Annotated in this window: 11 protein-coding genes; 4 read left to right on the forward strand and 7 right to left on the reverse strand. The window is 32.9% G+C overall.

The genetic code is table 11. The features are described from left to right. The 6 genes from SPD90_RS04985 to SPD90_RS05010 all read right to left on the reverse strand — a co-directional run. Positions 1 to 717 (reverse strand): glucuronate isomerase (locus tag SPD90_RS04985; RefSeq protein ID WP_320924499.1); only part of this gene is annotated, 717 nt, incomplete at its 3' end. An 83-nt stretch (positions 718 to 800) separates the two neighbouring features. Next, positions 801 to 1,640, reverse strand: a complete 840-nt coding sequence (locus SPD90_RS04990) for an HAD family hydrolase (RefSeq protein WP_320924500.1) — start codon at positions 1,638 to 1,640, stop codon at positions 801 to 803. A gap of 133 nt (positions 1,641 to 1,773) precedes the next feature. Continuing rightward, entirely contained in the window at positions 1,774 to 3,543 is a 1,770-nt protein-coding gene (locus SPD90_RS04995) for a glycoside hydrolase family 3 protein (protein WP_320924501.1), read from the reverse strand. A gap of 57 nt (positions 3,544 to 3,600) precedes the next feature. Further along, entirely contained in the window at positions 3,601 to 4,446 is an 846-nt protein-coding gene (locus tag SPD90_RS05000) for an SDR family oxidoreductase (protein ID WP_320627028.1), read from the reverse strand. A gap of 22 nt (positions 4,447 to 4,468) precedes the next feature. After that, positions 4,469 to 5,518: a mannonate dehydratase gene (uxuA, locus tag SPD90_RS05005; RefSeq protein ID WP_320924502.1), complete on the reverse strand. Its 1,050-nt coding sequence runs from the start codon at positions 5,516 to 5,518 to the stop codon at positions 4,469 to 4,471. A 132-nt stretch (positions 5,519 to 5,650) separates the two neighbouring features. Continuing rightward, a complete protein-coding gene (locus tag SPD90_RS05010; RefSeq protein WP_320627026.1) occupies positions 5,651 to 7,078 on the reverse strand; it encodes an MFS transporter in 1,428 nt (475 codons plus the stop codon). 444 nt (positions 7,079 to 7,522) lie between these two features. On the opposite strand from SPD90_RS05010, the gene SPD90_RS05015 reads away from it, so the two are divergent. The 4 genes from SPD90_RS05015 to SPD90_RS05030 all read left to right on the forward strand — a co-directional run bounded on the left by SPD90_RS05015 (position 7,523) and on the right by SPD90_RS05030 (position 11,949). Then, positions 7,523 to 9,775: a glycoside hydrolase family 2 protein gene (locus SPD90_RS05015; RefSeq protein ID WP_320924503.1), complete on the forward strand. Its 2,253-nt coding sequence runs from the start codon at positions 7,523 to 7,525 to the stop codon at positions 9,773 to 9,775. 25 nt (positions 9,776 to 9,800) lie between these two features. Further along, a complete protein-coding gene (locus SPD90_RS05020) occupies positions 9,801 to 10,499 on the forward strand; it encodes a GntR family transcriptional regulator (RefSeq protein WP_320625093.1) in 699 nt (232 codons plus the stop codon). A gap of 159 nt (positions 10,500 to 10,658) precedes the next feature. Continuing rightward, positions 10,659 to 11,303, forward strand: a complete 645-nt coding sequence (locus SPD90_RS05025; protein WP_320924504.1) for a hypothetical protein — start codon at positions 10,659 to 10,661, stop codon at positions 11,301 to 11,303. A gap of 13 nt (positions 11,304 to 11,316) precedes the next feature. After that, entirely contained in the window at positions 11,317 to 11,949 is a 633-nt protein-coding gene (locus SPD90_RS05030) for a DUF3786 domain-containing protein (protein ID WP_320625095.1), read from the forward strand. 91 nt (positions 11,950 to 12,040) lie between these two features. On the opposite strand, the gene SPD90_RS05035 is transcribed toward SPD90_RS05030, so the two are convergent. Beyond that, complete coding sequence (locus SPD90_RS05035) at positions 12,041 to 12,685, reverse strand: C40 family peptidase (RefSeq protein WP_320625096.1); 645 nt, start codon at positions 12,683 to 12,685, stop codon at positions 12,041 to 12,043. Positions 12,686 to 12,753 lie beyond the last annotated feature (68 nt).

Below are 12,753 nucleotides of genomic sequence, written 5' to 3' on the forward strand. Positions count from 1 at the left end.
TAATAAACCGTGGTCACTTATTTTACAACCTACTTCGTTGAAAAATTCCATACGTTTTGTTATAGCTTGTTTCCAGTCTGCGAATGATTTTATTTCGATTCCACTTACCTCTGATAATTTCGCTATATAGTCTACATAGTCTACTTTTTCTATAGCTATAGCCTTATCTGGTCTCCATGTTGGTAGAACTTGTATATCAAAAGTTTCGTCTTCTTTTATAGCTATATGGTATTTTAAATCATCTATTGGATCATCTGTAGTACAAATTAATTCAACGTTAGAATCTCTCATTATGCTTCTAGCTGACATAGTTTTTAATTTTTCGTTGCATAAATTCCAAACCTCTTCTGCTGTCTCTCCATTTAGAGCACCTTCATATCCGAAGTATCTTTGTAGCTCTAAGTGACTCCAGTGGTATAATGGGTTTCCTATAGCTTTTTCTAAAGTTTCAGCCCATTTTTGGAATTTTTCTCTATCTGTAGCGTCTCCAGTTATGTATTTTTCTTCTACACCATTCGAACGCATTTGTCTCCATTTATAGTGGTCTCCACCTAACCATACCTGAGTTATGTTCTCAAATTTTTTATCCTCTGCTATCTCCTGTGGATTGATGTGGCAGTGATAATCTATTATCGGCATAACACTTGAGTATTCATGGTAAAGCTTTTTAGATATTTCATTTGATAAAAGAAAATCTTTGTCCATAAAATTTTTCATGACATATCTCCTCTGTATTTGTATTTTTCCCTTATATATTTAAAAATTCACTTAAATTTATTATTATATTTGTCTATTTAAATCTATATTCCTAAAGCAACTTCGAATTCTTTTATTAACTGCTCTTGGTACGCATCATCAAATTCGCCTGCGAATAATTTCTTGCTGGCTTCATTTTTTAATCTTTCCCAGCTAAATGCTTCTGCGTCAACTATTATCGGATAGAATCTAACCCCATTGTCTAACGCTGCCTTCTTATCTCCAGGAGCATCTCCTACCATAAGCACCTTGTCTTTGTCGTATCCTTTTTCTAGAAGCTTTTCTATGCAGTAAGCCTTTGAACCAGCTTCTTGACAAAGTAATACTCTGCAGCAGTCCTTTATTCCGTGCTTTGTCCACTCAGATTCTACTGCCTGACCGTTTGCAGAAGAAACTGCAGTTAAATCGGCATATTTAGACATTTCCTCCATAGCTTCCTTCACATTTTTAAAAGGCATATCCTCTTCCTGTGATTCAACTATAGATAAATTTACATGGATACTCCAAAGTAGAGCCCTCTCCATGCAGTCGTTTCTCTTCTCTTGGCATTTTTCAAGTAGAGCTGGATTTGATAATTGAGGTGCAGTTTCCACCCAATTTTCAAATTCTTCTAATCCGTCAAATTTTATTCCTTTGCGATTGCTCATCTCTCTGACAGCCATAGCCAAACCTTTGAAACGATTTATACCTCTAGTTTTTGTAAATAAATTTATTTGATTCCAATATTCTAGAGCTTCTTCTCTATACTCTTCTAAATCATATGATTTCACAAACTCAGGTCCAAATGAATTAAAATGCTTTGAATTCATAGTATCCATAGCGCATCCATCTGAATCTATACATATTAAAAAATTCTTCTCTTTCAAATAGTCAAAATATCCCATTTTATCTCCTTATATCAAATTAGGATGTAGCACAAAACTACACCCTAACATATTTTTCCAATTTTTAAAGTCGATAATTTAAACCTTTAGCCCAAATTTCCTACTCATATATCTTTACAAATTAAATCCTCAATTAGAAATGTGTATCTCCAAATCCGCAGAATGCATCTACTGGACTTACACCTTTAAATTCAGATTTTCCTACAAGCTTTTGAACTAATGCTTCTAATGTAACAGCATTATCATCGTAAGTATTTATATAAGTTTTAACTTGTGGTACGTCAGCTAAGTGGAATGGACACTTAACTGAAACAAATATAGTCGGAACTTCATTTACGTAGAATGGTATGTCTGGAGTTCCTTTACTTGCTGGCCATTGTACTCTTTGGTCAGTGTTTGGATTTACGTTAGCTATGTTTATTATTAAATCGTAGTTGTCAGTTAAATCAGCTATTGGACGTTTAGCTGCGTATACGTTAGCCATAGCCTTAGCCATTTCTTCTTTTGGAAGCTTCATAACCTTGTCCATTGGTGATTCCCATATTTCAACTTGGAATCCTTCAGCTTCTAATAAATCCTTTAATGTATCTATTGGCTTCTTCTTAGCTCCACCCATTAATTCTAGGAATTTACCAAATCCACCTTCAGTTCCCTTAGCTTCAACAAGTAAAACTCTCTTTTGCTTATCTGGTGATATTGGTAATAATTCTTGAGTATTTTTAACTAAAGTTATACCTTTATCAGCTACTTCTTTAGCTATTTCTTTGTTTTCTTCTAAGCCTATTTTAGCCATAGCCTCTTCTTTAGCTGGTAGTATTTCAGTCTTAGCTTTTTTGTGAAGACCTAGAGCAGCCTTAGTTCCTAATATTCTAGTTAAAGCTTCTTCTAATCTTTCTTCTGTTATTATTCCTTTTTTGTAGCCCTCCATCATCCAGTTGAAGTCCTCATCTGGATCGTTGAAGAATAAGAATAAATCTGAACCAGCAGCTATTGCAGTTGGAAGCATTTCACTTCTCTTCATAGCTGAAGTCATAGCAACCATGTGAGATGCATCAGTTACAACTAGACCATTGAAGCCCATTTTTCCTCTTAATAAATCAGTTAATATATACTTACTTAATGTAGCAGGCATATATAATTCTTGAGTAGTCGCATTTGGATTGAAGTGACGAACATACTCTGGTAGAGCTATATGTCCAGCCATTATTGATGGAAGACCTGCTTCAAATAATCCACTGTAAACTCTTCCGAAAGTCGCATCCCATTCTTCTACTGATAATGAGTTTGGTGCAAATGATAAATGTTGATCTCTCTCATCTATACCATCTCCAGGGAAGTGTTTAGCAGCAGGTGCTATTCCACTTTCTTGTATACCTCTCATGTATTCAAGAGATAATTCTAAAGTTTGTTCAACGTCAGCTGACCAAGTTCTTATTGATATTATTGGATTCCTCCAGTTTCTGTTTATATCAACTATTGGCGCGAAACTCCAGTTGCATCCTATAGCAGCAGCTTCCACACCAGATACTCTACCCATTTCGTATGCGTATTTTTTGTCGTTAGTTGCAGCTATTTTAACTTCATTTCCTATATAAGTACCATCTGTACAAGCTCCATTACCACCCATTTCAGTGTTTGCAGCTATTAATAGAGGTATTTTACTGTTTTCTTGAAGTATTTTATTTTGGTCGTATACTTCTTCAGCAGTTCCTGGGTTGTAACGAACTCCACCTATGTGATAGTTATCTAAAATACTTTTTAAGTATTCTTCATCACGGCTAGCACCCATATTTATGAATAATTGACCTATTTTTTCTTCTAAAGTCATCGATTTTATAGTTTCTTCAACCCATTTAACACCTTCATCATCTAGGTTGTAAGGTTTTACTCTTAAATTAACCATAAGTCTTTACTCCTCCTAATAAATGTCTTCTTCTACTATGTCGTCTTAATCTATATATTAAACACCTGAATATGCAGCAAACGCACCATCAACTGGTATTACTGTCCCGTTTACAAATCCTGATGCTTCTTCACAAGATAAGAATAATAATGAACCTATTAATTCTTCTAACTCACCGAAACGACCCATTGGAGTTCCAGCTAATATTTTTTGAGTTCTAGCAGTTGGAGTTCCATCTTCATTCCATAATAATTTTTCGTTTTGTTTAGTTGAGAAGAACCCTGGTGCTATAGCATTGCAACGTATACCAGCCTTTGAGAAATGAACTGCTAACCATTGAGTGAAGTTAGATATAGCAGCCTTTGCTCCACTGTATGCTGGTATTTTTGTAAGTGGTGAATAAGCATTCATTGAAGATATGTTTATTATGCTCGCACCTTTTTTGTTCATCATATCCATTGCGAAAACTTGTGTAGGTATTAATGTACCCATGAAGTTTAGGTTGAATACGAAAGATACTCCTTGAGGATCTAAATCAAAGAAAGTTTTCATTTCATTTAAATGCTCTGGGGCGAAGTATTCGTCATCAGTTGTAGCCTTTGGATTGTTTCCACCAGCTCCGTTTATTAATATATCGCAAGTTCCAAAGTCTTTTAATATAGCTTGTCTTGCTGCTTCACAGCTTTCTTTTTCTAAAACGTTGCATTTGTAGCCTTTTGCAGTGTATCCTTTTGCAACTATTTCATCTGCATATTTTTTAGCTGCTTCTTCATTTAAGTCAAGTAAAGCAACCTTAGCTCCACACATAGCCATAGCTTCAGCAAATGCAGAACATATTAATCCACCTGCACCTGTTATTACAACAACTTTATCGTTTAAATCTATTTGAAAAGGTAATTTCATTTTGTGCCTCCATAAAATTTTATTATTTACTAGATTTTTCTATAGCTTCCCATAAGCCGTTTAAGTAAGTAGCCCCTAAAGCTCTATCGTATAAACCATATCCAGCTCTACCAGTTTCTCCCCAGATCATTCTTCCGTGGTCTGGTCTAACATATCCGTCAAATCCATTGTCGTATAAAGCCTTCATTATCGCGTACATATCTAAGCTTCCGCAAGAAGATAAGTGAGCTCTTTCTTCAAATCCGTTATCTAATACTTTTACATTTCTCATATGTACGAAATGTATTCTGCCCATTTTAGCGTATTTTGCAGCCATTTTAGCTACATCGTTTTTGTTTGAGCAACCTAATGATCCTGCACATAAAGTTATACCGTTGTGCTTGTCATCAACTAATTTTAAGAATCTGTCTAGGTTTTCTTCACAAGTTATTATTCTAGGTAATCCGAATATACTCCAGCATGGATCGTCTTCATGTATAGCCATGTTTACGTCACATTCTGCAGCTACTGGTATTATTCTCTCTAAGAAATATTGTAAGTTATTCCATAAATCGTCTTCGCTCATCGCATTGTACTCAGCAACTACGCTTTTTAATTCTTCTCTAGTGTAGCTAGCATCCCAACCTGGAAGTGTTAAATCACTATCACTTTCTAATGGGTTAACCTCATCTACTTGCTCTTGATAGTAAACTAAAGATGTAGAACCATCTTCTAATTCGTGGTCTAATTGAGTTCTAGTCCAGTCGAATACTGGCATGAAGTTATAGCATATACATTTAACTCCAGCTTCAGCAACTCTTCTTATATTTTCACAGTAATTTTCTATATATTTATCTCTGCTAGGTTTTCCAAGCTTGATATCTTCGTGAACCGGTATACTTTCGATTACCTCGAAGTTTAATCCAGCAGCTTCTGTTTGTTCTTTTAATTTTGCTATAGATTCTTTGCTCCATACTTCACCAACTGGTACATCGTAAACTGCAGTTACTATAGAATGCATGCCTGGTATTTGGCGTATATTTTGTAATGTTACTTTGTCATCTTCTCCATACCAACGAAATGATAATTTCATAAAATTCTCCTAACTTTTTGTATTTTTATTTTTAACATCTAATAGCTAGTACCATAAAATGATAGTACTAGCCCCTAGATGATGTTAACCTGATTTAATATATTTTTTTATAATTAAATTAATCGTATATGATTAATTATTTGCACGTTTTTCGTTTAATATTCTAGTATTTTCTTCTACTACCTTTCTACTTAATGGATAAGCAAAAACTAATATTAAACCTACTATTAAATAACAAACGCCTGGGAATAAAGTAGATAAACTATATATTCCATTAGTTACCTCTACAGTTTGAGAAGCTGCTAAAGAATCGTATCCTACGAAAGTTAAGGCAAAACCACCTAATCCTCCAGCTAGAGCTTGTCCTATTTTTCTAGAGAATGAATAAACACCGTATATTATACCGTCATTTCTTTCTCCAAATTTAACCTCGTTGTAATCTATAACATCAGTTATTTTTGCCCATATAAGCATGTTAAATATCGCTACACCAAGTGTTATTACTGTGTAGTATCCTAAGAATGCCCAAGAGCTTTCTAATTTTAAGAAGTAGATTAATATGTAACCTGCTCCTGCTACAAACATACCAATTGCTGAAAATTCCTTTTTACCAATTTTAGCTGATATCTTTACTGCTACTGATGCTAGCATTAGGTTTACTGGTAGACCTATCATGTTAAGCATTGATAAAGCATTTATATCTTTAAAATAATCTGCAAATAAATATGTGTTCATTGTTTGAGACATAAAACTACTTAATAGTAAAACTATTGCTGCAGCTATTATTGATAATAAAGCTCTATTTGATATTACTGTTTTGAAAGTTTCTGCTAGAGATGCACTTTCTTTTTCAACTGGCTCTAACTTAACACGTTCTGTTGTTAATTTATAACAAACCATATAGCAAACTAATGCACATATTGAGAATATACCTGCTACTAAAGTGAATTTTGGTCCACTTACTAATTGATTTCCGTTAGCATCTGCATAATATATAACCTGTGGTACTATTGTTCCTATAATAACAGATGCAAATGCTGCTCCTAAGCTTCTCCAAGTCGAAAGAGATGCTCTCTCATCTGGTTTATCAGTTATAGCTGATGCCATTGATCCATATGGGATATTTATTGATGTATAGAATATAGAACCCCATAATATATAAGTTGCAAACATTACTACTACTTTAACAGTCATAGAAGCTCCTGTTAAGCTGTATTGATACATTAAGAAACTTGATATTGCAACTGGTCCTGCCATTCTTTTTATCCATGGCTTGAATTTACCATCTTCTGTAGCTTTAGCTTTGTCCACGATACGTCCCATAGTTATATCTGTAAACGCATCTATACATCTAGATACTAAAAATAACACACCTACTAATGAAGCACTAACGCCCCATACCTTTGTGTAAAATATCATTAAATACATACTCGCAAATAGGAACATAAAATCGTTTCCTAAATCACCGCATAAATAACCTACTTTATCTTTTATTCCAAAAGCTTTTGTAGTCGTTTTGTCTGATTCTAATCCTAAGTTGTTCACTTCACGTAAGTCCATCTTGAAACCTCCGATGCTTAAATTTTTAATTGTTTTGTCTTTTAGATTTTTAATTATTATTTCTGTAATTTTTATTTTTTAATTTTGTTATCATGTAGTCTATTTGTAGTTTATTCATTTACAAATCAACACTAATCGATTGTGTTATTTTAATAACAATCTAATAATAGCATACTTGTATACAAGTTGTAAACAATAAATTTATTTTTAATAAAATTTTTTTTATACGTTGTGGTTAAATTTTGAATATTATTTTTTGAAAACCTTTTTTATATTGACATAACTAATTTTTTAATAGTATAATTGATTTCAATAAATTTTATTTATCAAAGATAAAATTTCCATATACTAGTATACAAGTATATTTATGTAAACTTCATATATACATAATAAATCGCTAGTATGATAAATTATATTCACAAAATTAGTAAAATGGAGGTTCTTATGAGACAAATTACATCAATTAACGCTGATTGGATCTTTATAAAAGAAAATATCAGCGCAGACAAGGCAATGACAGCAAATGGAGATAAGGTAAACATTCCTCACACTTGGAATAACTTAGATGGCCAAGACGGTGGTGGAGATTATATCCGCGATAAGTTTTGGTATCGCAAGGAATTAAATATAGAAATAAAAGAAAATAAAAAGTACTTTATAGAATTTGAAGGTGTTAGCTGTATAGCAAATGTATATGTAAACAACACTCATGTTGGAGAACATATAGGTGGATTCTCTACTTTCAGATTTGATATAACTAACCAATTAAAAAATGGACAAAATACAATATTAGTTCAAGCTGATAACACAGTTAACCAAAAAACTTACCCACAGGTTGCTGACTTCACATTCTTCGGTGGAATATACAGAAATGTAAATATAATAGAGGTTGCCGATACTCACTTTGATTTAGAATACTGTGGAGCTCCTGGAATACAAGTTACTCCAGTTTTAAATGAAAATGGTACTTGCGATATAAACGTAAAATCTTTTGTATCTAACATAGTTAATAATTTAACTATCAAATACTCTATATACGATGCAGAAAACAACTTAATATTAGAAGACACTCCTTCTAATATTACAGAAACAAATCTAACTATGGAAAATCCACATCTTTGGAATGGTATAGAAGATCCATACTTATATAAAGCAGTTGCTACTCTTTACTTAAATGGTGTGGCTATAGACGAGGTTTCTGCTAACTTCGGTGTTCGTTCATTTGAAGTAGACCCTAATAAAGGATTTATATTAAATGGTAAACCTTACTCTCTTCGTGGAGTTTCTAGACACCAAGATAGACAAGACATGGGTTGGGCTCTTACTACTAAGGAACACGACGAAGATATGGAGCTTATCCGTGAAGTTGGAGCAAACACTATAAGACTTGCTCACTACCAACACGACCAATACTTCTACGATTTATGCGATAAATACGGTATGGTAGTTTGGGCTGAAATACCATTCATATCTGTATTTATGAACACAGAAGAAGCTAAGCAAGATACATTAAATCAAATGAAGGAATTAATAGTACAAAACTACAACCATCCTTCTATATGCTTCTGGGGAGTTTCAAATGAAATAACAATGAAGGGCGACAAGGACGAAGCATTAATAGAAAACCTTAATGCAGTAAACGACTTAGCTCACTCTCTAGACAAAACTAGAAAAACTACTGTAGCTAACCTATGTATACTTGATCCTGCAAGTCCAGCTGCAACTTACCCAGACATAATAGCATACAACCACTACTTCGGTTGGTACATGGGTGAATTAACTCAAAATGAAGAATGGATAGATGATTACCACACTCGTTTCCCAGATAGATGCTTAGGTATATCAGAATACGGTGCTGAAGGTATATTAAAATGGCATTCAGATGACCCTAAGGTAAAAGATTACTCAGAAGAATACCATGCTCTATACCACGAACACATGGCAAAAATATTCGATGAAAGACCATTCCTATGGGCAACTTACGTATGGAATATGTTCGATTTTGCAGCAGATAACCGTGATGAAGGTGGAGTTCAAGGACGTAACAACAAAGGATTAATAACATATGACCGTAAGATCAAAAAAGATGCCTTCTATATATACCAAGCTTACTGGGCTACTAAACCAATGGTTCATATATGCGGACGTAGATATGTAAATAGAGCTCACGAAGCAACTACTGTAAAAGTTTACTCTAACTTAAACAGCATTACTTTATTCGTAAATGGAGAAGAATTCAAAACTCTAGAAGGAAATAAAGTATTCACATTTGAAAATGTACCTCTAACTCTAGGCGAAAATACTATATCAGTTAAAGCAGGAGACTTAACTGACGAAATCAAATTAAACCGCATAGAAGAAGCTACTGATGAATATGTATTAAAAGATACTGCTGCAGGTGGCAACGTAGAGAACTGGATTGACATAACAACTGGAAATATGTTAGAATTTCCAGAAGGGTATTTCTCAATAAAAGATACTTTTGGAAATATATTTGAAAACGAAGCTGCAAAGGAAGTAGCTTTAAAAGCACTTGAAGAATTAAATGAAAACGCTGAAGGAATCCCTATGACTGAAGAAATGCTAGATATGGCTAGTACAATGACACTTATGTCTATATTAAACTTCATGGGAATCAAATGCGATAATCCACAAGTTGCTAAATTAAATGAACAATTAAACAAAATACAAAAATAAACATTAAAAATAGGGGAAAACTTAGATGGCAAACAAAAAAAATAATGCTTCATCAAATGTTGTCTACACAGGCTTGAAGGAGGATATCTTAAGTCTTAAATTGCTTCCTGGAAGCTCAATAAGTGAAACAGATGCCGCAGCCAAATACAACGTATCTCGTACTCCTGTACGCGATGCTTTCAAGGCTCTAGCAAATGAAGGCTTACTCGAAGTAAAGCCTCATATTGGCACATTCGTATCGCTTATGGACATAAACCAGATTTCAGACGTGCTTTACATCCGTAAAGTAGTCGAGCAATCTATTTTAAAGGATTTGGCAATATCTTTTTCTGAAGCAGACGAGCTTAAGTTAGAATTTAGCTTGAACGAACAAAAGCGATTCTTACAAAGGGCAGATGGCGATGAGCACTCAGTAACTGATTTCATAAAATACGACAATAATTTTCATAAATTAATATTCCGTATCGCCAGCAAAGAAAGCATATGGAATATGATATTCGGAATCAATCAGCACTACGAAAGATTCCGTTCATTGATAAACTTACACGGGGATAACAATATACAGACTTTATACGAAGAGCATTGCTCTATTGTAGAAGCACTTAGTAAAAAGGACATTGAAGCATTGCAGACAATTATAAGTAAACATATATACGATGGTTTCAGAAATAGTTCGGCACTATTGCTTCAGTATTCTGACTATTTTATTGATTGCCATCATTAAATTTAAAATTTTATCCTTACTTTCTTATAAAATAAACGAGAGAATGAAATAGATCACCGAATTTATTTCATTCTCTTTTTATTTATCAATTGCACAAATATTCGAAATCATTTATCCTTAAAGTTATAGAGAATATATACGGAAAGGAAATTAATAATTATGGAGAAAAAACGCCCTCTTTTTAATATACCAAAGCCTTCTACCGACACAAATAAAATAGCATTATCAAAAATATGGTGTCAGTTAAACGATATACAATATCAATTAGGTAAAAAATTAAATGAATCTGATTTAAAGAAATTTTATATACAATTAAACGGATTAAAAAACGAACTAAATAAATTTAAAAGATTTAATTTAAAAGAAAATGATATAAAAAAAGTTGACCGATATCTTGAAAATACTTGTAAATTACAAAATAAGATAACTAAAAAACTCGATTCGGAAACTATCATTGAATTAGACGATACTAATTTCGATGATACTTGTGAAGAAATAAAAGCTAAGGAATTGGCTGAGGAATACTTGACTGATACAGAAAAAAATTCCTTCGATTTAATCAAAGATATCGTAAAAGATACAGTCAACCCAGACGATATAACTTACACAAAATGTGATTCTTATCTTCAATTAAATTACAAAGATGATAATAATAAATGGATTTGTAGATTATTTTTAGATAAAGCACCTTATATAATCCACGTATTTGATACTGAAAATGGACTTATAAGCTTTGACTTCGACTCTGTAGATGACTTAAACGATATAAAAGATTTCTTTATAAATATCGTACAAAATTTTTAAAGGTGAAATTTATATGATAAAAAAAACAAATTACGAAATTCAAGCTGAAAAAGCCATACTGGAATTTCCTAAATGGGATCACGAAAAAATCGCAAAAAAATTTAACTTAAAATGTGACGAGAGTTACCTTTATATCAATTTTCTATCTAAAGAATATAGATTAAATAGACATACTGGTAGCATCGAAAAACCTGATGAGTACAACAACTACATAAACGCAAATTACAATGAAGTAATGTCTATTTTAGATTTATTTGATTATTCAAAGGACAATTTAAAGCTATCTGGCAATTGGTCTACTCCTAATAGTTTAAAAGGAACTGTAAACGGAGGACACGTAGACAGCAATAGCACTATGTTCTTAAAATATGAAAATTTCTTTTCAGGAAATATAGAATTATTAAAGAAGGCTTGCGAAAAATTAAATGGAAGGGAAATTCCTGAAGGCGATGTAGGTTATATAATCGATGTTTTTGATTGCCTTCCAGTTAAATTCATATTTTACGATGAGGACTGTGACTTTCCACCGGAAATCAAGATTTTATGGGATGAAAATGTGCTAGACTACATGCACTTTGAAACAACTTTCTTTGTAATTTCGCACTTACTTGAAAGATTGAAAGAAATTATTACTGAAGGAAATTAAAATAAATTTACAACTTTGTTCTAACCTATTTTCAAAAAGCTATAGGTAAATTTATTTCCACATAAATCAACCTATAGCCTTAAACTAAATTTTATTCCTTATCAGATTTATTTTTATCATTTATATAATCAATTGGTCTATAAGCAATACCTTTAGTATACCATCCTATCGATTGCTCATGTATTCCGCCTTTAGGATATTCAAACTTATTCTTAGATTGTACAATCTTGCCATCTCCTACATAAATCACGACATGTCTAGTAGTATAAATCAAATCGCCAGGCTGTAAATCTCCATCTACTTTATATTTTTCCAAAATTTCTCTCTGCTGTTTAGTCGAATAACCTATATTTACACCTGATGCCTCTTCGTAAATCCAATACGCCAGCCCAGAACAGTCAAATGCTTGCTTGCCTATATATTTTTCCTTATCTAGTGGGTATTGATTTTCTCCATAATACTCAATCAGCTCGTCTAACCTTTCTTCGGTCATAATTTCGCCTTTACCACCCCATACATATTCCATTTTTACTTTTTCTCTCGCCACCGATATTGCTTTTTTTATGATTTTTTCGTCTTCTTTGCTTATGTTGTCCCACTCATGGTCATAATTCGTCTCTACATTTGACTTTTCTAATATATTTATGCCAAATTTACTTGCGATCTTTTTTACTCCATGCAGGCATAAAACTAAAATAGCTACTACAATTAAAATTTTCAATAATTTCTTTTTCACAAAACCCCATCCTCTCGCAAATCAACTCTACTGTATCGTATATTTTATGCTCGACTTTAGATAGATTA

Source organism: Intestinibacter sp. (assembly GCF_034113885.1).
Taxonomy (GTDB): Bacteria; Bacillota; Clostridia; order Peptostreptococcales; family Peptostreptococcaceae; genus Intestinibacter.

Bases quoted from the DNA above. Each gene is read 5' to 3' on its own strand.
- SPD90_RS04990 (WP_320924500.1), bottom strand. From the start codon at position 1,640: ATGGGATATTTTGACTATTTGAAAGAGAAGAATTTTTTAATATGTATA.
- SPD90_RS04995 (WP_320924501.1), bottom strand. From the start codon at position 3,543: ATGGTTAATTTAAGAGTAAAACCTTACAACCTAGATGATGAAGGTGTT.
- SPD90_RS05000 (WP_320627028.1), bottom strand. From the start codon at position 4,446: ATGAAATTACCTTTTCAAATAGATTTAAACGATAAAGTTGTTGTAATA.
- uxuA (WP_320924502.1), bottom strand. From the start codon at position 5,518: ATGAAATTATCATTTCGTTGGTATGGAGAAGATGACAAAGTAACATTA.
- SPD90_RS05010 (WP_320627026.1), bottom strand. From the start codon at position 7,078: ATGGACTTACGTGAAGTGAACAACTTAGGATTAGAATCAGACAAAACG.
- SPD90_RS05015 (WP_320924503.1), top strand. From the start codon at position 7,523: ATGAGACAAATTACATCAATTAACGCTGATTGGATCTTTATAAAAGAA.
- SPD90_RS05020 (WP_320625093.1), top strand. From the start codon at position 9,801: ATGGCAAACAAAAAAAATAATGCTTCATCAAATGTTGTCTACACAGGC.
- SPD90_RS05025 (WP_320924504.1), top strand. From the start codon at position 10,659: ATGGAGAAAAAACGCCCTCTTTTTAATATACCAAAGCCTTCTACCGAC.
- SPD90_RS05030 (WP_320625095.1), top strand. From the start codon at position 11,317: ATGATAAAAAAAACAAATTACGAAATTCAAGCTGAAAAAGCCATACTG.